14 protein-coding genes and 3 tRNA genes are annotated in these 19,630 nt (G+C 67.3%); 9 read left to right on the forward strand and 8 right to left on the reverse strand.

The window, feature by feature from the left end:
- Positions 1-4: 4 nt before the first annotated feature.
- On the forward strand, positions 5-655 hold the full coding sequence (gene rnt / locus ACMZ91_RS03090) for a ribonuclease T (protein ID WP_414577569.1): 651 nt from the start codon (positions 5-7) through the stop codon (positions 653-655).
- Between the two features lie 95 nt (positions 656-750).
- On the opposite strand, the gene ACMZ91_RS03095 is transcribed toward rnt, so the two are convergent.
- From ACMZ91_RS03095 to ACMZ91_RS03105, 3 genes are all read right to left on the reverse strand, one after another.
- Positions 751-3,777 (reverse strand): two-component regulator propeller domain-containing protein, encoded by a 3,027-nt coding sequence (locus ACMZ91_RS03095; protein WP_414577571.1) that lies wholly within the window; start codon positions 3,775-3,777, stop codon positions 751-753.
- Between the two features lie 177 nt (positions 3,778-3,954).
- The gene (locus ACMZ91_RS03100; protein WP_032127908.1) at positions 3,955-5,364 is read right to left on the reverse strand and encodes an ATP-binding protein; all 1,410 of its coding nucleotides are present in this window, start codon (positions 5,362-5,364) and stop codon (positions 3,955-3,957) included.
- 6 nt (positions 5,365-5,370) lie between these two features.
- Positions 5,371-6,099: a response regulator gene (locus tag ACMZ91_RS03105; protein ID WP_005408779.1), complete on the reverse strand. Its 729-nt coding sequence runs from the start codon at positions 6,097-6,099 to the stop codon at positions 5,371-5,373.
- A gap of 204 nt (positions 6,100-6,303) precedes the next feature.
- Here ACMZ91_RS03105 and ACMZ91_RS03110 point away from each other — a divergent pair, with 204 nt between their 5' ends.
- The 3 genes from ACMZ91_RS03110 to ACMZ91_RS03120 are packed head-to-tail and all read left to right on the forward strand — an operon-like array spanning position 6,304 to position 10,936.
- Positions 6,304-7,545 (forward strand): efflux RND transporter periplasmic adaptor subunit, encoded by a 1,242-nt coding sequence (locus ACMZ91_RS03110; RefSeq protein ID WP_032127909.1) that lies wholly within the window; start codon positions 6,304-6,306, stop codon positions 7,543-7,545.
- Positions 7,542-9,500 carry a MacB family efflux pump subunit gene (locus tag ACMZ91_RS03115; RefSeq protein ID WP_032127910.1) on the forward strand — a complete coding sequence of 653 codons (1,959 nt, stop codon included), beginning with the start codon at positions 7,542-7,544 and terminating at the stop codon, positions 9,498-9,500. The genes ACMZ91_RS03110 and ACMZ91_RS03115 overlap by 4 nt, the downstream gene beginning before the upstream one ends.
- The gene (locus ACMZ91_RS03120) at positions 9,497-10,936 is read left to right on the forward strand and encodes an efflux transporter outer membrane subunit (RefSeq protein ID WP_414577574.1); all 1,440 of its coding nucleotides are present in this window, start codon (positions 9,497-9,499) and stop codon (positions 10,934-10,936) included. Before ACMZ91_RS03115 ends, ACMZ91_RS03120 begins: the two co-directional genes overlap by 4 nt.
- A 75-nt stretch (positions 10,937-11,011) precedes the next feature.
- On the opposite strand, the gene rlmB is transcribed toward ACMZ91_RS03120, so the two are convergent.
- The 3 genes from rlmB to rnr form a co-directional block, all read right to left on the reverse strand.
- Complete coding sequence (gene rlmB / locus ACMZ91_RS03125; protein WP_005408775.1) at positions 11,012-11,755, reverse strand: 23S rRNA (guanosine(2251)-2'-O)-methyltransferase RlmB; 744 nt, start codon at positions 11,753-11,755, stop codon at positions 11,012-11,014.
- A 93-nt stretch (positions 11,756-11,848) separates the two neighbouring features.
- On the reverse strand, positions 11,849-12,343 hold the full coding sequence (locus ACMZ91_RS03130; RefSeq protein ID WP_134951723.1) for a GFA family protein: 495 nt from the start codon (positions 12,341-12,343) through the stop codon (positions 11,849-11,851).
- Between the two features lie 94 nt (positions 12,344-12,437).
- Positions 12,438-14,777 carry a ribonuclease R gene (rnr, locus tag ACMZ91_RS03135; protein ID WP_495497655.1) on the reverse strand — a complete coding sequence of 780 codons (2,340 nt, stop codon included), beginning with the start codon at positions 14,775-14,777 and terminating at the stop codon, positions 12,438-12,440.
- Positions 14,778-15,031: 254 nt separating this feature from the next.
- Here rnr and ACMZ91_RS03140 point away from each other — a divergent pair.
- A tRNA-Leu gene (locus ACMZ91_RS03140) sits at positions 15,032-15,116 on the forward strand.
- A gap of 163 nt (positions 15,117-15,279) precedes the next feature.
- Positions 15,280-15,364 (forward strand) — tRNA-Leu (locus ACMZ91_RS03145).
- Between the two features lie 78 nt (positions 15,365-15,442).
- Here the strand turns inward: ACMZ91_RS03145 and ACMZ91_RS03150 are convergent.
- The gene (locus ACMZ91_RS03150) at positions 15,443-16,189 is read right to left on the reverse strand and encodes a sulfite exporter TauE/SafE family protein (protein ID WP_049461873.1); all 747 of its coding nucleotides are present in this window, start codon (positions 16,187-16,189) and stop codon (positions 15,443-15,445) included.
- A 99-nt stretch (positions 16,190-16,288) separates the two neighbouring features.
- Between ACMZ91_RS03150 and ACMZ91_RS03155 the strand changes: the two genes are divergently transcribed.
- The 3 genes from ACMZ91_RS03155 (at position 16,289) to ACMZ91_RS03165 (ending at position 17,926) form a co-directional block, all read left to right on the forward strand.
- Positions 16,289-17,188: a LysR family transcriptional regulator gene (locus ACMZ91_RS03155; RefSeq protein ID WP_414578537.1), complete on the forward strand. Its 900-nt coding sequence runs from the start codon at positions 16,289-16,291 to the stop codon at positions 17,186-17,188.
- A gap of 50 nt (positions 17,189-17,238) precedes the next feature.
- Positions 17,239-17,323 (forward strand) — tRNA-Leu (locus tag ACMZ91_RS03160).
- A gap of 324 nt (positions 17,324-17,647) precedes the next feature.
- Positions 17,648-17,926, forward strand: a complete 279-nt coding sequence (locus tag ACMZ91_RS03165; protein ID WP_049461950.1) for a hypothetical protein — start codon at positions 17,648-17,650, stop codon at positions 17,924-17,926.
- 110 nt (positions 17,927-18,036) lie between these two features.
- Here the strand turns inward: ACMZ91_RS03165 and emrB are convergent, their stop codons facing one another.
- A complete protein-coding gene (gene emrB, locus ACMZ91_RS03170; protein ID WP_032127920.1) occupies positions 18,037-19,623 on the reverse strand; it encodes a multidrug efflux MFS transporter permease subunit EmrB in 1,587 nt (528 codons plus the stop codon).
- Between the last annotated feature and the right edge of the window lie 7 nt (positions 19,624-19,630).

Raw genomic sequence — 19,630 nt, forward strand, 5'->3', positions numbered from 1 at the left:
ACGCATGACTGACCCCACCCCCGCACCTGCCGCCGCTCCCGATTCCGCAGTCCCCCAGGCGCAGCGCGCGATGTCACAACGCTTCCGCGGCTTCCTGCCGGTGGTGGTGGACGTGGAAACCGGCGGCTTCGACAGCCAGCGCAACGCGCTGCTGGAGATCGCCGCGGTGCCGATCGAGATGGACGAGAACGGCCTGCTCTACCCCGGCCAGACCGCCAGTGCCCACGTGGTGCCGGCCGAGGGCCTGGAGATCGACCCGAAGTCGCTGGAAGTGACCGGCATCATCCTCGACCACCCGTTCCGGCTGGCCAAGGAAGAGAAGGCGGCGCTGGACCACATCTTCAGCCCGGTACGCGCGGCCATGAAGAAGTACGGCTGCCAGCGCGCGATCCTGGTCGGCCACAACGCGCATTTCGACCTCGGCTTCGTCAATGCAGCGGTGGCGCGCACCGGCCACAAGCGCAACCCGTTCCATCCGTTCAGCGTGTTCGACACGGTGACCCTGGCCGGCATCGCCTACGGTCAGACCGTGCTGGCGCGTGCGGCCACCGCCGCCGGGCTGGGCTGGGATGCCAACGAGGCACACAGCGCGGTGTATGACACCGAGCAGACCGCGCGGTTGTTCTGCACCATCGCCAACGCCTGGCCGCGGTAAGCCAGCCAACGGCGCAACCGCATCCACGCAGTGCGGACCAACGGTCCGCACCCACCACTCACCGGACGGTAGATCCACGTCATGCGTGGATGCGATCAACCAATACTCGTACGATCGCGGCCGTCGCTCTTGGCGCGGTACAACGCGCGATCTGCGCGCTGGTACAGCAGTGCCGGGGTGCGGTCGTCGGCATCCAGCTCCACCAGCCCTGCGCTGAAGGTCACGCGCAGTCCGTCCACGCCGGCCCAGTCGGGGTGGTCATGGAACAGGCCGCGCAGGCGCGCGCACAGCTGTGCGGCTTCCTCCAGGCGGGTGTCGTTGAGCAGCAGCGCAAACTCTTCGCCGCCGGTGCGCGCCGGCAGGTCCGAGTCGCGACTGGCGGCGGCGATCAACCGCGCCACCTGCACCAGCACGGCATCGCCGATGCTGTGGCTGTGGCGGTCGTTGACGTCCTTGAAGTGGTCGATATCCAGCACCACCAGGCACAGCGGATGACCGCTGCGCTGCGAACGCGCGAAGTCACGCGCCAGCGTTTCATCGAAAGCACGGCGGTTGGCCAGGCCAGTCAGTGCATCCTCGCGGGCCTGCCGTTCGAATGCCTCGGCCTGGCGTGCGAGGCGCTCGGCCAGTTCGGTCTTTTCCTGGTTCAGCGCCTGCAGGTGCACGGTCTTGGCCTGCAGGTCGAAGGTCGCCTCGTCCACGCGCCGTGCCAGGCGCAGGTTGCTGGCCTTCAGCTGCTGCAGCAGCAGCCGGTACAGCGCCACCAGCGCGGCCAGCAGCAACAGGCCACCCAGCACCTGCACGCTGCGTCGCTGCCACCAGAACGGCTCCACGGTGAAGCTCCATACCGCTTCCTGCTGGCCCCAGCTGCCACCCGGATGGGCAGCGGCCACGTGCAGGATGTAGTCGCCCGGCGGCAGGCCAACGAACTCCACGCTGCGCTGCGGGCCGCGTTCGACCCACCCCGTATCCAGGCCGTCCAACCGCGTGCGGTAGCGGATCCGGTCAGACATCAGGTAGCTCAGGCCGACATAACTCACCGCCAAGCGGCGACCGCCGGGAATGTAGTTGCGGTCCGGGCCTTCCCAATGCACCGGTGCGCCATCCACCTGCACGCTTTCAATCGCTGCCGGCGGTGAAAGACGCTCGCGGAAACGCTGCAGGCGTTGCGGATCGACGGTGCTCAGGCCTCCGGCGGTGACCACCCAGAACGTGCCGTCCTGGCGCAGGATCGCCGATGGCCCGGAGCTGCCGTTGGCCTGCGCGTTGGCCATGCCGTCAATCTCGTTGTAGCGCTCCACCACCACCCGGGGTGCGCGGCCATCGGCCACGGCGTTGAGGGTGGCCATGTCGGTGCGCAGCACGCCGCGGTTGCTGCTGATCCACACGTTGCCAAGGCGATCCGGCACCAGTTGGAACACCGCATCCACCGGCATGCCCTGCTCCAGCCCCACCCGTGCCAGCGTGCTGTTGCGCCAGCGGTACAGGCCACGGTCGCTGCTGATCCACATCGCGTCACCCAGCTGATGGAAGCCGAACACGCTGCGGCCCCCGCCCATCGGCGCGAGGTCGATCGACTGCACGTGGTCGCCGCGCAGTACGCGGATGCCCTCGATGGTGCCGATCCACAGGTTGCCCTGGTGATCGTGCTCAAGCGCGGTGATCAGGCCGCTGGGCATACCCGCAACGCTTGATACCTGCACGCAGTCGCCGTCGATGCGGACCACGCCCTTCTGGGTGCCGGCCCAGACCACACCCTGCGGGTCCACGCTGATCGCGCGGATGTTGCCGCCCGGCATGCCATCGGCGGCGGCATAGTTGTGCCGCAGCCGGCCATCGGGGCCAAGACGGTAGACGCCATCACCGAACGTTCCGACCCACAGGTCACCGTCCGGGCCCTGCGCCAGGCTGAGCACCGAAGGTGCCTTGCCGCCGCGGTTGTGCAGCGGCATCGCGCGGAAGCGGCCATCAGCAGTCTGCAGGTCGAGGCCGCTGGCACTGCCGACCCACAGCTGGCGATCGCGGTCCTCGAACACGGTGCGCACATAGTCGCCACTGAGGCCATCGCGCTCGGTGTAGCTGCTGAACAGTGTTTCGCGCAGGCGGTACAGGCCACCGTTGGCACCCACCCAGATGCTGCCCTCGGCATCCTCGCGCAGGCTGACCACGCGCCCACCCGGCAGGTTCAGACCCGCCGGCAGGCGCTCCAGGCCATGCGCTGAGATCCGCAGCAGGCCCTGGTTCTCGGTGCCCAGCCACAGGTCGCCATGGCGATCCTGCAGCATCGAGGTCAGGTGCAGCTGCCCCGGCAGGCGGTGCATCAGCACCAGCTGATCATCCTCCACCCGGTACAGGCGCTCGCCGGCGACGATCCACAACGCGCCATCCGGCGCGCGGTACGGCCACGACAGGCCACTGCCCGCACCCAGGCCCCATGCAGCCGGCGCGCGCTTGAGCACGCCGTCGTTGTCGCGCAGCACCAGCCCGTCAAGGGTGCCGACCCAGACCCGGTCCTGCGCATCGACCACCAGCTTGGTGAAGCTCATCGCCATCGGCAGGTCAGCCGGCGGCGCCTGGTAGACGATGCCCTTGTCGGGCACCAGGTAACCCAGTCCCTTGCCTTCGTACAGCAGCCACAGGCGCCCCCGGCTGTCCATCTGCATGGACTGGATCAGCACCTGCGGGGTATCGGCCTGGTGCTCCCAGACCCGCCACTGGCCGTCATTGCCGCGATGGCTGACATTGCCCCGCGAATCACTGATCCACAGCCCCCCCTGGCGGTCGACGAACAGCGCGCCGATGCCGTTGTCGCGCAGGCCCGGGCGGGTACTGCGGTCGAACACGGTGAAATCCAGCCCGTTGTAACGCACCAGGCCTTCCCAGGTGGCGAACCAGAGGTGGCCTTCGGGGGTCTGCGCGATGTCGCGCAGCGAGTTGTGAGGCAGGCCGTTGCGCGACGTCCATACATCAATGGCGTAGTCGCGCAGTGGCGGAGCCCCCTCCTGCGCTGCCACCGGCAGTGCAAGGGCCAGCAGCAGCCACAGCAGGCCCTGTCGCAGCCATCGACCGATATCTGATCCGCAGCGCTCCACCCAGCGCGCGATGTCCCCCTGTCCGGCCATCAGTGCAGCGGCGGCGGCCAGGCAGGGCTGCCGGGCCTGGCAGCATGCGGGAACTGCCGGGCAGCGCGGGACGGCATGCCGGCGGGAACGGGCTGGCTCATCGGGGGGGAACTGGGAAGATGCGCAGATGATAGGCCAAACCCGGCCCACGGCGTCACCATCGCCAGCCGCGAAGGCTCAGCCCGCGCGGCCCGGCGGCGTCACCTGTGCACTGGCCGGCCACTGCACTACCGCCTCCAGCCCGCCTTCGACGCGGTTGCGCAGCCACAGACGCGCCCCGTCTTTCTCAGCCAGGGCGCGGGCGATGGTCAGGCCCAGACCCGCGCCGCCGGTTTCGCGCGAACGCGAGGTTTCCACCCGCACGAACGGGTCGAACACGGCTTCCAGCTGATCCTCGGCCAGGCCCGGGCCGTCATCGGCCACCACCACGGTGATCGCGCCACCACTACGCTCGACCCGTACCCGCACCCGGTAGGCATACATCACCGCGTTGTCCACCAGGTTGGAAAACAGGCGATGCATGGCCAGCGGACGCAACATCAACACCGCTCCGCTGCCACCTTCAAAGACGACATCTCCGCCGCCCTCGGCCGTGTCTTCAACGATGCTCTCCAGCAACGAATCCAGGTCCAGTGCGGCGCGCTGCTCGGCGCTCTCCGCGCTGCGCGCCAGCTCCAGGCCTTCGCGCACCAACGCCTGCATCGCGGCCAGATCGCCGATCAGGCGCTCACGCAGCACCTCGTCGCTGACATTCTCCAGGCGCAGGCGCAGCCGGGTCAGCGGGGTCTGCAGGTCATGGGTGATCGCCGCCAGCATCTGCGTGCGCTCGGCCAGGTGCCGCTGCAGGCGATGCTGCATGGCGTTGAAGGCTTCGGCGGCGCGCTGCACTTCGCGCGGGCCGCGCAGCGGCAGTGGATCGCGCTGCAGGTCGTCGCCCAGGTCTTCGGCGGCTGCGGCCAGTTCCTGCAGCGGCGCGCTGGCCATGCGCGCGACGATATAGGCCAGCACCGCAATCGCGAGCACCAGCAGGGTCAGGAACCACGGGTCCACGGCGAGGATCCCGTTGTGTGCCACCGCCGGCGAATCCAGCGCCAGCTTCAGCAGCGTGCCGTCGTTGAGGGTCACGTCGACCGCACGGCACTTGGGCGGGATGAACGCCGGATCACGTTCGCGCGGATGCTTTCGATGCCCCGGTGGCGGCGGGGGCAGCAGGTCCTGCAGCTTGGGAATGCAGGAGCGGAACGAAGCGAAGTGCACATGCGCGCGTGCGACCGGCCCGGGCCGGTCATCGAGTACTTCCATCAACGCGGTATCGGCCCGCCCCAGGCGTGCGCCGGGTTGCAGCGCACGCACGCTCGGCCCACCGATTTCGAGCAGGCGCTCGCGCAGTTCGGGGTTGCCGTCGAGCAGGTTGACGTAGCCCTGGAGGCGGTCGGCGATGCGGTTCAGGTTCTGCCGCTCGAACTCCTGCTGGCGCTTGGAGGTGGCCAGCATGGTCGCGCCGATCGCGGCCACGCTCATGCCCAGCAGCAGGATCACGAACAACCGCCCGACCATCGAGGACAGGAAATGGCGCAGGCGCTTCATCGCGGCTTATTCCAGGTTCACCGAGGAGGCCAGTACATAGCCTTCGTTGCGAACGGTCTTGATCAGTCCGTCCGGGCCACCGTCGTCACCCAGCTTGTTGCGCAGCCGGCTGACCTGCAGATCAATGGCGCGGTCCTGTGCCTCGTAGTTGCGGCCGCTGCTGAGCGCGACCAGCTGCTCGCGCGACAGCACCTTGTTGGCGTGGGCGATGAACACCCGCAGCAGGCGGAACTCGGCGCCGGACAGCACCACCACGCGATCGTCCGGATCGACCAGGTGGCGATGCTCCAGATCGAACACCCAGCGCGAGAAGCGCGCACGGCGCACCGCCAGCGGCTCCAGGTTCGCCGGCAGCGCCTCGGTCCGGCGCAGCACGTTGCGGATGCGTGCCAGCAGCTCGCGCGGTTCGAACGGCTTGGCCAGGTAGTCGTCGGCGCCCATTTCCAGGCCCAGCACGCGGTCGATCGGCTCGGCACGCGCGGTCAGCATGATCACCGGTGTGTTCGAGCGCGCGCGCAGGTCGCGGCACAGGGTCAGGCCATCCTCGCGCGGCAGGTTGAGGTCGAGCACGATCAGGTCCACGTGTTCGCGGTCCAGCAGCTGGCGCATGGCGGTGCCGTCTGCGGCCGTGCTCACCTGGTAGCCGGCCCGGCCGAGCTGTTCGGCCAGCAGGGTGCGGATGTCGTTGTCGTCGTCGACGATCAGCAGTCGATGCATCGTGTTTTCAGTCTCCATGTCGCGATCATCCCGTGTCGGCAGCTGAACCGCATCCGGGGCAATGCGTACCAGTGTATCCAGCCATGGGCGGGATACCTGTGGTTACGCGTATTCACCGACAGTGTTACATAGAGACATACCCCGAGGATTGAGCCGCCCATCGCCCGGTCTTCACAATGCCCACCAACGCCGCCACCGCGGCCCCGAGAGTGAAGCCACGACGTGACGTTCCGCCTGCTGCCCGCGACCCGCCGGGGTCGCCTGATACTGATCGCCCTGCTCGCCCTTGCCGTTGCCGCAGCCGCCTGGTGGCTGCTGCGCAAGCCCGCCGCCCCGGCGGTGGCGACCACGCCGGTCAGCCGCGGTGACATCGAGCAGACGGTGGAAGCCACTGGCGTGATCGACGCCTACAAGCTGGTCAGCGTCGGTGCCCAGGCCTCGGGCCAGATCAAGTCGCTGAAGGTGCAGCTGGGCGACACCGTGAAGGAAGGCGACCTGATCGCCGAGATCGACGCCACCACCCAGCAGAACCAGGTGCTCAATGCGCAGGCCTCGCTGGACCAGGTCACCGCCCAGCGCGCCGTGCAGCAGGCCACCCTGCGCCAGGCCGAACTGGAATTCGCGCGCCAGCAGCAGATGCTGGCCGCCGAGGCCACCTCGCGCCAGGAATACGATGCCGCCGAGGCGCAGCTGAAGACCGCCCGTGCCCAGCTGCAGTCCTACGAGGCGCAGATCAAGGGCCGCGAAACCGAGCTGGGCACCGCCCGCGCCAACCTGGCCTACACCCGCATCACCGCGCCGATGGACGGCACCGTGGTGGCGGTGGTGGCCGAGGAAGGTCGCACCGTGAACGCCAACCAGACCGCACCGACCATCGTCATGCTGGCACGGCTGGACGTGGTCACCGTCAATGCCGAGATCTCCGAGGCCGACGTGGTCAAGATCAAGGCCGGCATGCCGGTGTACTTCACCACGCTGGGCGACCCGGACCGCAAGTACCACGCCACGCTGCGCCAGATCAATCCGGCGCCGGCCTCGATCGCCAACGAGAGTTCGTCCAGTTCCAGCAGTTCGTCCAGTTCCAGTTCCAGCAGCGCGGTCTACTACAACGCGTTGTTCGACGTGGAGAATCCGGATGGCACCCTGCGCATCGACATGACCGCACAGGTCTCGGTACTGCTGAAGCAGGCCAAGGGCGTGCTGATGGTGCCGGCAGTGGCACTGGGGCCGAAGCGCCGTGGCGACGAGCGCATGGTGCGGGTGCTGGACGACAAGGGCCAGCCGCAGCCGCGCAAGGTTACCGTGGGCATCAACAACGGCGCCTCGGCCGAGATCCTGTCGGGACTGAAGGAAGGCGAGCGCGTGGTGGTCGGCGAAGCCGGTGCGGCCGGTGCCAGCGCCGGCGGCGGCAACCGCGGCGGCATGCAGATGCGGGTCGGTGGCCCGGGCATGGGGCGCCGATGAGCACGACGGCGCCGCTGCTGCGCCTGCGCGACCTGCGACGCGAATTCCCGGCCGGCGACGATGTGATCGCCGTGCTGCGCGACGTCAACCTGGACATCCACGCCGGTGAGATGGTGGCCATCGTCGGCCAGTCCGGCTCGGGCAAGTCGACGCTGATGAACATCCTCGGCTGCCTCGATCGTCCCACCCGTGGCAGCTACCAGGTGGCCGGCCGCGAAACCGGGAAGATGGAGCCGGACGAGCTGGCCGAACTGCGCCGCGAGCATTTCGGCTTCATCTTCCAGCGCTACCACCTGTTGGGCGACCTCGATGCGCGCGGCAACGTGGAAGTGCCGGCGGTGTACGCCGGCAGCCCCGGCCCGGTGCGCAACGCGCGTGCCGAGCAGCTGCTGCAGCGGCTGGGCCTGAGCGACCGCATGCACCACAAGCCGGGCCAGCTGTCCGGCGGCCAGCAGCAGCGCGTGTCGATCGCCCGTGCCCTGATGAACGGCGGCGAGGTGATCCTGGCCGACGAACCGACCGGCGCGCTGGACACCAAATCCGGCGAGGAAGTGATGGCGATCCTCGGCGAGCTGCACGCCGAAGGCCACACCATCATCATCGTCACCCACGACATGAGCGTGGCCGAACACGCGCAGCGCATCATCGAGATCCGCGACGGCGAGATCATCGCCGACCGCGCCAATCCGAATGCACCGACCTACCGCGCGCAGCGCGAGGCCAGCACCGGCGTCGCCCGCGGCAACAGCTGGCGGGCCGCGCGCGACCGCTTCACCGAAGCATTCCGCATGGCGTTGCTGGCGATGAATGCACATCGGCTGCGCACCTTCCTGACCATGCTCGGCATCATCATCGGCATCGCCTCGGTGGTCTCGGTGGTGGCGCTGGGCAACGGCTCGCAGCAGCAGATCCTGCAGAACATCAGCGCGCTCGGCACCAACACCATCGATGTCTACCCCGGCCGTGGTTTCGGCGACATGCGCTCGGCCCGCGTGCAGACGCTCAAAGCCAGTGATGCCGATGCGCTGGCCCGGCAGAGCTACGTCGACAGCTCCACGCCCAGCGTGTCGACCTCGGTCACCGCGCGTTACCGCAACCAGTCCTCCACCGCCCAGGTCAGCGGCGTCGGCGAGCAGTTCTTCCGGGTCAAGGGCGTGACCCTGCTCAGCGGCAGCTTCTTCGATGCCGATGCGGTGAAGGGCCTCGGCCAGGTGGCGGTGATCGACGAGAACACCCAGACCCAGTTCTTCCCCGATGTCGATCCGATCGGCCAGGTGATCCTGCTCGGCAACGTGCCGGCGCGCGTGGTCGGCGTGGCCAAGCGCCAGAGCTTCGGGTTCGGCGGCAGCACCAGCCTGAGCGTGTGGCTGCCGTACACCACGGTGATGTCGCGCATGCTCGGCCAGAGCCACGTGTCCAGCATCACCGTGCGCGTGGACGACGCCACGCCGATGGATGCCGCACAGGAAGCGATCACCCGACTGTTGACCATGCGCCATGGCACCGAGGACTTCTTCCTCAGCAACAGCGCCGAGATCCGCCAGACCATCGAGCAGACCACGCGCACGATGACCCTGCTGATCGGCGCCATCGCCGCCATCGCACTGCTGGTCGGTGGTATCGGTGTGATGAACATCATGCTGGTGTCGGTGACCGAGCGTACCCGTGAGATCGGCGTGCGCATGGCCGTCGGTGCACGGCAGAGTGATATCCGCCAGCAGTTCCTGATCGAAGCAGTGCTGGTGTGCCTGCTCGGCGGCGTGCTCGGCATCGGCCTGGCCCTGCTGCTGGGCTCGATGATCGGCCGCTTCGCCAGCGACTTCCAGGTGCTGTTCTCTACCGCCTCGATCGTCGCCGCCTTTGCCTGCTCGACCCTGATCGGCGTGGCGTTCGGCTTCCTGCCCGCGCGTAACGCCGCGCAGCTCGACCCGGTGGAGGCCCTGGCCCGCGAATGAAGATGATGACCCGACTGCCCTTCCCTGCCCCCTCGCGCCTGCTGCTGGCGGGCGCTGTACTGCTCGCCCTGTCCGGCTGCGCATCGATGGGCCGCTATCCGGTGCAGGCCCCCGACGTGGCGGCGACCTACGGTCGTGGCGATGCCACCCTCAATGCGCCCGCCGACGATCCGCGCAGCAGCCTGGATACTCCGGGCCGCGACATCCGCCAGGACACCTGGTGGACCGGTTTCGGCGATGAACGTCTCGACCGTCTGGTGGCGCAGGCGCTGGCCGCCAACAGCGATCTTGCCGCCGCTGGCCTGGCCGTGCAGCGTTCGCGCCTGCAGGCCGGCCTGGCCAGCAACGCGTTGTGGCCGCAGCCTTCGTCTTCAGGTGTGAGTGGTAGCGCCAGCCGCGCCACCGACCAGGCCGACGACTGGCGCCGCAGCTATTCCACCGGCGTCTCGCTGGGCTGGGAAGTGGACCTGTGGGGCCGCCTGCGCACCCAGCGCGACATCGCCCGCTGGGAAGCCGAGGCCAGCGAGGAAGACCGGCAGAACACCGCGCTGCTGGTGATCAGCGACACCATCAACCAATACTGGAACCTGGCCTATCTCAACCAATCCATCGCCACCGGCCAGGCCAACCTGGAGCGGCTGGAACGTACCCGCGAACTGGTCCAGGCCCGCTTCGACGCCGGTGCGGTATCGCGCCTGGAAGTACGCCAGGCACTGCAGAACCTGCAGTCGCAGCGTTCCTCGCAGAGTGCGCTGGAACAGCAGCGGGTGGAGGCCCGCAATGCACTGACCGTGCTGCTGGACGGCACGCCCTGGCCGCAGCAGGACGAACCGCAGGACCTGCTCGGCGCAAGCAGCCCCAGCATCGCGGAGGGCCTGCCGACCGACCTGCTCGGTCGCCGTCCCGACCTGCGCGCGGCCGAACTGCGCCTGCGCAACAGCCTGAAGACCATCAAGGTGACCGCTACCCAGTACTACCCGGCGCTGAGCCTGACCGGCAGCCTCGGCTCCAGTGCAACGTCGCTGGGTGACGTGCTGCGCAACCCGGTGGCCACGCTGGGCGCTGGCCTGTCGCTTCCGTTCCTCAACCTGCAGCGCGCGCAGCTGGATACCGATATCGCCGGCACCGCCTACCAGATCGCCGCGACCAATTTCCGCAAGACGCTGTATACCGCGCTCTCGGAAGTGGACAACGCGCTGTCGGCACGCGAGCAGCTGGCGCGCCAGGTGGCGGCCTCGCAGGCTTCGTACGACGAAGCGGTGGAAGTGGAACGGGCGCAGGAAGTGCGCTACCGCGTGGGTGCCACCGACCTGCGCACCTGGCTGGAAGCGCAGCAGACCCGGCGCGATGCCGAGCTGTCGCTGGCGCGCGTGCGCCAGGGCCAGCTGAACAACGATGTGACCTTGTTCAAGGCACTGGGCGGCAGCGCGGGGTGAGGCGGCAAGAGCGCCAACCAAGGTTGGCGACTACCGGTAGGTGTCGACCTTGGTCGACACAGCCGCTGCTGCCGATCAACCGCGCTGGCGCACGGCCTCGAACAGGCTGACACCGGCCGCGACGGAGACGTTCAGGCTCTCGATCTCGCCCGGCATCGGGATCTTGACCAGGCCATCGCAGTTCTCGCGGGTCAGGCGGCGCAGGCCATCGGCTTCACCGCCCAGCACCAGGGCGATGTTGCCCTTCAGGTCCAGCTGGTACAGCGAGGCGGTGGCTTCGCCGGCCAGGCCGTAGATCCACACGCCCTGCTTCTGCAGGTCCTTCAGGCAGCGCGACAGGTTGGTCACCGCCACCACCGGGATCAGATCGGCGGCACCGGCCGAAGTCTTGCGCACGGTGGCATTGACCGTGGCCGACTTGTCCTTGGGGATGATCACGGCAGTCGCGCCGGCGGCAGCCGCCGAGCGCAGGCAGGCGCCCAGGTTGTGCGGGTCCTGCACCTCGTCCAGCACCAGCAGCAGGGCCTTGCCCTCGGCTGCAGTGACCAGGCCTTCCAGCTCGTTCTCGCTGTAGGTGCGGGCGGCGGCATAGCGCGCGGCCACGCCCTGGTGGCGTACCGAACCGCCGACACCGTCCAGCGCCTGGCTGTTCACCTTGCGCACGTCGATGCCCTTGCGGCGGGCGTTTTCCTCGATCTCGGTCAGGCGCGGGTTCTTCGCACCGGCCTCGACCAGCACTTCGCGGACGTTCTCGGCGTCGTTCTCGATGGAGGAGGCGACGGCGTTGACGCCGACAATCCACTGGCTGTTCTTGCTCATGCGGGCGGGGACCGGAAAGGGGGTGGCTATGGTAGAGCATCGGCGCCGACCGCGCTGCGCGCTCGCCGGGCACGGCCCGGCGCTACCCGCCGCTCAGCCTTCGGCGGAGCGGCTGCGTGGCGGCCAGTGCGGGGTGTCGTGGTCGGGGTGCTGGTGGGACACGATGGTGGCCAGGAAATCCAGCGCTGCGACGTCTTCCTCGGTACGTCGCGCCGCCAGGCTGGACAAACTGTCGACGAACGGCAGCTTGCGCTCCACCCCGTACTGGATGGTCGGTGGCAGGCGTTCCGGCTCGTCGAAGGCACCGGCGGCCACGGCCACGCCATCCGGGGCTTCGTAGGTCAGGGGCGTTCCGCAGTCGGCGCAGAAGCCACGCCGCACCACGTTGGACGACTGGAAATAGCGTGGCTGGCCGCGGGTCCAGCTGAACTGCACGCCGCGCACCGACACCAGCGGCGCATAGTAGGCACCGAAGGCCTTCTGGCACATCCGGCAATGGCAGATCGAGCTGTCGGTCAGCTCGCCTCGCGCCTGGAAGCGGATCGCGCCGCACTGGCAGCCGCCGCTGTATTCGGGTTGGCCCTGCATGCGATGTCTCCTGGTAGTGACGGCCGCTGGCCGGCAACCCGTCGGTGCCGAGGGTGCCATGGATGCCGGCCAGCGGCCGGCACTACCACGGTCATCAGTATTTCTCTTTCTTCCGCTTGGCCGGCTTGCCACGCTCGGGCAGCGGCGGCAGGCCATCGCCTTCATCCTCACCCTTGTGCTCGACCAGGCGGAAGTCGATCTTGCGCTCTTCCATGCTGGCCTTCAGCACCAGGATGCGCACGCGATCCCCCAGCCGGTAGCTGCTGCCACGGCGTTCGCCGGTCAGCGTCTTGCGAGTCGCGTCGAACTTGTAATAGTCCTGCGGCAGCTGGGTCACATGGACCAGGCCCTGCACCTTCGACTCGTCCAGCTCCACGAACAGGCCGAAGCTGGTCACGCCACTGATCACACCGTCGAACTGCCCGCCTACGTGCTTTTCCATCCACGCGGCGCGGTAGCGCTCGTCGACCTCGCGCTCGGCCTCATCGGCACGGCGCTCACGCTCGGAGCACTGCAGCGCCAGTGCAGCCATTTCGCGTGCGTTGTAGGTGAACTTGTCCAGCGGCTTGCCGGACAGCGCGTGCTTGATCGCGCGGTGCACCAGCAGGTCAGGGTAGCGACGGATCGGCGAGGTGAAGTGCGCGTACGCCTCCAACGCCAGGCCGAAGTGACCGTGATTCTCCGGGCTGTAGATCGCCAGACTCTGGCTGCGCAGCAGCACCGATTCCAGCAACGTGGCATCAGGACGGTCGCGGATCTTCTTCAGCAGCTTGGTGTAATCGCCCGGACGCACCTTGGACCACGGCGGCAGGCTCAGCTTGAACTCCTTGAGGAATTCCAGCAGGTCGGCGTACTTGGTTTCCGGCGGCTTCTCGTGGATGCGGTACGGGGCCGGCACATGGCGCGACAGCAGGTATCTGGCCGCCTCGACGTTGGCCGCGATCATGCATTCCTCGATCAGCTTGTGTGCGTCGTTGCGCACCAGCATGCCGGCCTGGGTGACTTCACCGCGGTTGTCCAGCACGAAGCGCACTTCGCTGCTTTCGAACTCGATGGCGCCGCGCTTGGCACGTGCCTTGGACAGCACCTTGTACAGCTGGTGCAGGCGCTGCACCTGCGGCAGCAGGTCGCCCATCCAGGCCTTGGTATCGGCATCGTCCTCGCCCACCGCCTTCCACACCTGGGTGTAGGTCAGGCGCGCGTGCGAGTTCATCACCGCTTCATAGAAGCGCGAATGCGTGACCAGGCCGTCGCGGTCGATCTGCATGTCGCAGACAAAGCACATGCGGTCGACCTTCGGCATCAGCGAACAGATGCCGTTGGACAGCGTCTCCGGCAGCATCGGCACCACGAAGCCCGGGAAGTACACCGAGGTGGCGCGCTTCTGCGCCTCCTCATCCAGCGGCGTGCCGGGGCGCACGTAGTTCGAGACATCGGCGATCGCCACCACCAGGCGGAAACCCTCGGCATTCGGCTCGCAGTAGACCGCGTCGTCGAAGTCCTTGGCATCCTCGCCATCGATGGTGACCAGCGGCGTGCTGCGCAGGTCGACGCGGTCGCCGATCATCGCCGGTTCGACCACCAGCGGTACCGAGGCGGCTTCGTCCAGCACTTCCTGCGGGAACTCGAACGGTAGCTCATGACCGTGGATGGCGGTTTCCACCACCAGCGAGGCGGTCAGCTTGTCGCCGAGCACGGCGATGATGCGGCCGATCGGCGGGCGGCGGCTGTCCGGCGCCTGGGTCAGTTCACAGACCACCAGCTGGCCATCGCGCGCACCACCGGTCTGGTCCGGCGGCACCTGCACGTTGCGCTGCACGCGCTTGTCGTCGGGCACCACGTAGTTGATGCCCATCTCGATGCTGAAGCGGCCGATCAGGCGGGTCATGCCGCGCTCGAGCACGCGGGCGATGCTGCCTTCGCGACGGCCACGATGGTCGATGCCGGTCACACGGGCCAGCACCTTGTCGCCGTGCATGACCTTGCGCATTTCATACGGCGGCAGGAACAGGTCGTCACCGCCCTCGACCGGGCGCAGGAAACCGAACCCTTCCGGGTTGGCGATCACCACGCCAGTGACCAGGTTCAGGGTCTGGATCGGGGCGAAACCGCCGCGACGGTTCTGCACCAGCTGGCCGTCGCGGACCATGGCACCGAGCCGGCGCGACAGCGCCTCGGCCCGGTCCGGCGCGGTCAGGCCCAGGCGCGCGCCCAGTTCTTCGGCGGTCTGCGGCCCTTCGCAGCGCTCCAGCAGGGCCAGGATGGCCTCGCGGCTGGCGATGGGTTGTTCGTACTTCTCGGCTTCGCGGGCGGCATAGGGATCGTCGATCACCTTGCCTGTCGGCGGCAGCTTGCGGCCCCGGGCCGGGCCCGGAGCGGCGGCATCGGCGCTGCGAACCTTGCGACCACGCGGTGGTGCGCCGCCTTCATTCAATTCGGGGAACCAGCCCGGCAACGGCTTGCCCGGCTTGGTGGTGCGGGCCGTGCCCGCCTTGGCGCCCTTCTTCGGGGCCTGGCTGCGGGAGGTGCTCCCGCCCTTGCTTGGTTTTTTGGTAGTCATCGCCCTACATGGTAGCCGCTGACGGCGTGCAGAACGGGTCAGCGGCTGTCTTGAAGGCCTTGCATGAAAAATATTCAGGAAGTCGTTGACAGCCTGCGGATTCATCTTCACAATTGCGCCTCTGGAACGCCCAGGTGGCGGAATTGGTAGACGCACTAGTTTCAGGTACTAGCGGGTAAAACCGTGGAGGTTCGAGTCCTCTCCTGGGCACCAACGAAAAAACTCCTCGCTTCGGCGGGGATTTTTTTTGCCTGTAATCCGGCCCTGAGGCTCGACTCTTTCTCCTCCAGGAAGGAACTCCGACCCGGTATCGGCAATGAGCTTCACAAGGGTGTTGACACCCCCGTAACAACCCCCCATAATCTCGCTCCTCGACGCCCAGGTGGCGGAATTGGTAGACGCACTAGTTTCAGGTACTAGCGGGTAAAACCGTGGAGGTTCGAGTCCTCTCCTGGGCACCACGTCGAGAATGAGAAAAACCCGCGAAAGCGGGTTTTTTCATGCCCGTGATTCGGCATCGCCGCGGCCGGCGGCCGGCATCACAACAGCGGCCGCAGCACCAGCTCCAGCCCGAGCAGCAGCAGGAAACCCAGGAAGCAGGCGCGGAACACCCGCGCACTGATGCGCTGCCGGATCACCTGCCCCAGCCACATGCCCAGCAATGCCGGCAGCACCGCCAGCGTACTCAGCCCCAGCTGCTGGATGCCGAATGCGCCGTGCAGCACCAGGCCAGTGGTCAGCGAAATCGTCGACACAGTGAACGCCAGTCCCAGCGCCTGCACCAGCTCCTCGCGCTGCAACCCCAGCGACTGCAGGTACGGCACCGCCGGCATCACGAACACGCCGGTGGCGCCGGTCACCACACCCGACAACGCCCCCACCAGCGGCCCCAGCCATCGCTCGCGCCGCTGCGGCACGCGGAACACCGGCGCAAGCAGGGCATAGGCCGCATAAACCACCAGCGCAACGCCCAGCGCAGCACGCGACCAGGTGCGATCGACCCGCACCAGCAGCGCCGCCGAACCCAGCGTCACCACCACCACGGCCAGCATCATCGGCCACAGGCGCCGCACGATGTGGCCCAGCGATGGCCCGGACAACAGCTGCCACGCATTGGTGACGAAGGTGGGGATGAACAGCATCGATGCCGCCGCCACCGGCGACAGCGCGCCACCGAGCAGACCCATCGCCACTGTCGGCAAGCCCATGCCGGTCACGCCCTTGACCACACCGGCCAGCACGAACACCACCACCAGCAGCACGTAGAAGTACATCGATTCATTCATGCCTTCATTGGATCGGCCGGCCGCTCGGCGCACAATGCGGTCTTCCCGGCCTCGCCTTCGGCTGATCCGAAGGCGCAGGCGTTGCGATGAGGGCATCACATGCGGATGGATATCGCCGACCTGCGCCTGTTCCTGGCCATTGCCGAAGCGGGCAGCATCACGGCCGGTGCCGCGCAGGCAAACCTGGCACTGGCTTCCGCCAGCGAACGCCTGCGCACGATCGAAGCCGATGCCGGCACCGTACTGCTGAACCGCCATCCGCGCGGCGTCAGCCTGACCGAAGCCGGTGCCGCGCTCGCCCACCATGCACGCTTGATCCTGCAGCAGCAGGCACAGCTGCGCGGTGAACTGCAGGCGTTCGCGCACGGTGCGCGCGGCACCCTGCATCTGTATGCCAACACCGCAGCGCTGACCAACTACCTGCCTTCGCGGCTCGCACCATGGCTGGCCGAACGCCCGCGCCTGCACGTGGAACTGCTGGAGCGCACCAGCCCTGAAGTCGTGCGTGCGATCAGTGCTGGCCAGGCCGAGGCCGGCATCATCAGCGATGCCGTCGACGCTGCCGGCCTGCAGCAGCATGTGGTCGCCGAAGATCCGCTGGTGATGCTGCTGCCCGAAGACCACCGCTTCGCATCGCGGCGCAGCGTGGCCTTCACCGATGTTGCCGGCGAGACCTTCGTCGCACTGGCCGATGGCAATGCACTGCAGACCTACATCGAGGACCAGGCGCGCGACATCGGGCGCCGCCTGGATGTACGCATCCGCATGAAGACCTTCGAAGGCGTATGCATCATGGTCGGCCACGGCATTGGTGTCGGCATCGTGCCGCGGACCATCGCCCGCCAGCATCGGCGCAGCACGCATACCGTCGCCGTACCGCTCGCCGATGCATGGGCACAGCGCCGCCTGTGCGCCTGTTTTGCCGAATGGGCGCAGTTGTCATCGGCAATGCGCAGCCTGCTGCTTCACCTGGGCGTGCAGCAGCAGAAAAAGGTGTGAAATGTTGTTGACACATCCTCTGCCGTACCGCACAATTCATCTCCTGAGTCGCCCAGGTGGCGGAATTGGTAGACGCACTAGTTTCAGGTACTAGCGGGTAAAACCGTGGAGGTTCGAGTCCTCTCCTGGGCACCATGACTCAAGATGATGAAACCCGCGAAAGCGGGTTTTTTCGTTTCCGGGGTTTGGCGAGCCTGGCATCGCATCTACCGCTGGAACTGTCGTATCTCGCACCACCCGGCAGTCGCCTGCTGCTGCATATCTCCTCCCGGCGCGTCGTTACCAGACCTTGAACGGCCCCCTTTTGGGTCGAGTTTCACGTTAGCCGTTCAATTCGTACTTTTCCTAGTCGAGATTTACCCGATTCCTTTTCGGTGGAAGGCAGATTTACAGAAGCCGGTTGCAGGTGTATCGCCACGACCTGACCAGCGCCCTCCCCCTTCCCCAAAGGACGCACCCATGCAGCGCAGCATCATCTGCCCTCACTGCCATACCGGCTCGAACCACGGCGTACGCGTATGCGTGGGATGCCAGGCCGAGGTCCACTACGGCGCATCGAAGGAGGCCGTAATGCTGGTCTTTGTTGCCGCCATCATCTGCGGCGCACTGGTCGGCAGCCGATTGCAGGCCACTGCTGGCTGGCTCACATGCGGCGCCGTACTTGTGGCGGGAATGTGGGCCATCACCCGATTGTTCTGCGATCGGGTGGTGTTCAAGCGCGTCTATCGCACCCGCTGAACCTGCGCCGCGGCACGATCCCAACGGCAGGGCCCGTGCGACCCGCGGTGCACAAACAAAAACCCCGCCTTGCGGCGGGGTCAAAATACAGCACGTGTTTCCAGGGAGTTTCAGTGTCCGCCACCGGCGGCCGCACCTGCGCCTGCGCCAAACGGCGGCTTGGCCAGCCACAGGAACGCGATGATCGCCAGGAAGATCCAGCCCAGCAGGAAGAAGATGTCGTTGAAGCCCATCTGCGATGCCTGGTGGTTGATCATGTTGTTCAGTACCGCTGCGCCATGTTGCAGGTCGCCCTGCCCCATCGCTGTCACCTGGTCCTGCATGCCCGGCTGATAGACCGAGATGTGCTCGGTCAGGTCGGCATGGTGCACCTGGGTGCGCCGCGCCCACAGCCACGTCGTCAGCGACGCCGCGAAACTGCCGCCCAGCGTACGCAGGAAGGTGGCCAGGCCGGAGCCCGCCGCGATCTCGCGCCCATCCAGGTCCGACAGCAGGATCTGCAGCACCGGCATGAAGAACAGCGCGACGCCGATGCCCATGATCAGCTGCACGCCCGCCACATGGTTGTAGTCCACCTGCAGGTTGAAGTTCGAACGCAGGAAGCTGGTCATCGACAACACAATGAACGCAATCGTAGCCAGCATGCGCATGTCGAAGCGCGATGCATACTTGCCCACGAACGGGGTCATGATCACCGGCAGGATGCCGATCGGCGCTGTCGCCAGGCCCGCCCAGATCGCGGTGTAGCCCATGTCACGCTGCAACCACTGTGGAATCAACAACGCCACGCTGAAGAACGCCGCGTAGGCCACCACCATCGCCAGCGTACCGGCGCGGAAGTTGCGATGCCGGAACAGTTTCAGGTCGACGATCGGATCCTTGTCGGTCAGTTCCCAGATCAGGAACACCGTCAGCGTGACCACGGCCACACACGCCAGCACCACGATCTTCATCGACGAGAACCAGTCCTCGTCGTTGCCCAGGTCGAGCACCAGCTGCAGCGCACCGACACCGATCACCAGGGTGACCAGGCCGACGTAGTCCATCTTCGGCTTCTCGATGTGCTCCGGGCGCCCCTTCAGCTGGTTGCCTACCACCAGCGCGGCGAAGATGCCCAGCGGCACGTTGATCAGGAAGATCCATTCCCAGCTGTAGTTGTCGGTGATCCAGCCACCGAGAATGGGGCCGCAGATCGGCGCCACCACCGTGATCATCGCCAGCAGCGCCAGTGCCTGCCCGCGTTTCTCCCGTGGATAGATCGAGACCAGCAGCGACTGCGTGATCGGGTACATCGGGCCGGCCACGAAACCCTGCAGCGCACGCGACAGCACCAGCATGCCCATGCTCTGCGCCAGGCCGCACAGCAGCGAGGTGATGACGAAGGCCAGCGTGGCCCAGACGAACAGCTTGCGTTCGCCGAAGCGGCGGCTGAGCCAGCCGGTCAGCGGCAGCGCGATGGCCGTGCTGACCGCGAACGAGGTGATGACCCAGGTCGCCTGCTGCGAACTGGCGCCGAGGTTACCGGCGATGGTCGGCAGCGAGACGTTGGCGATGGTGGTGTCGAGCACCTGCATGAACGACGCCATCGCCAGGCCCACGGTGCACAGGGCGACGCTGGGCGGCAGGAACCCGGAGGCCGCACCCGGCGCCGCCGGGGCACCCGGAGCACCGGGCGCGGCTGGAGCTTGTGCGGACATGGCGACC

The sequence above is a fragment of the Stenotrophomonas sp. FR024 genome (assembly GCF_047500745.2).
In the GTDB taxonomy this organism is placed as follows: domain Bacteria; phylum Pseudomonadota; class Gammaproteobacteria; order Xanthomonadales; family Xanthomonadaceae; genus Stenotrophomonas; species Stenotrophomonas maltophilia_A.

Excerpts from the sequence above, each read along its gene's own strand:
- ACMZ91_RS03105 (WP_005408779.1), bottom strand. The coding sequence starts at position 6,099 with ATGGAGACTGAAAACACGATGCATCGACTGCTGATCGTCGACGACGAC.
- rnt (WP_414577569.1), top strand. The coding sequence starts at position 5 with ATGACTGACCCCACCCCCGCACCTGCCGCCGCTCCCGATTCCGCAGTC.
- ACMZ91_RS03115 (WP_032127910.1), top strand. The coding sequence starts at position 7,542 with ATGAGCACGACGGCGCCGCTGCTGCGCCTGCGCGACCTGCGACGCGAA.
- ACMZ91_RS03155 (WP_414578537.1), top strand. The coding sequence starts at position 16,289 with ATGCGGATGGATATCGCCGACCTGCGCCTGTTCCTGGCCATTGCCGAA.
- emrB (WP_032127920.1), bottom strand. The coding sequence starts at position 19,623 with ATGTCCGCACAAGCTCCAGCCGCGCCCGGTGCTCCGGGTGCCCCGGCG.
- ACMZ91_RS03100 (WP_032127908.1), bottom strand. The coding sequence starts at position 5,364 with ATGAAGCGCCTGCGCCATTTCCTGTCCTCGATGGTCGGGCGGTTGTTC.
- rlmB (WP_005408775.1), bottom strand. The coding sequence starts at position 11,755 with ATGAGCAAGAACAGCCAGTGGATTGTCGGCGTCAACGCCGTCGCCTCC.
- ACMZ91_RS03095 (WP_414577571.1), bottom strand. The coding sequence starts at position 3,777 with ATGGCCGGACAGGGGGACATCGCGCGCTGGGTGGAGCGCTGCGGATCA.
- ACMZ91_RS03165 (WP_049461950.1), top strand. The coding sequence starts at position 17,648 with ATGCAGCGCAGCATCATCTGCCCTCACTGCCATACCGGCTCGAACCAC.
- ACMZ91_RS03130 (WP_134951723.1), bottom strand. The coding sequence starts at position 12,343 with ATGCAGGGCCAACCCGAATACAGCGGCGGCTGCCAGTGCGGCGCGATC.
- ACMZ91_RS03150 (WP_049461873.1), bottom strand. The coding sequence starts at position 16,189 with ATGAATGAATCGATGTACTTCTACGTGCTGCTGGTGGTGGTGTTCGTG.
- ACMZ91_RS03120 (WP_414577574.1), top strand. The coding sequence starts at position 9,497 with ATGAAGATGATGACCCGACTGCCCTTCCCTGCCCCCTCGCGCCTGCTG.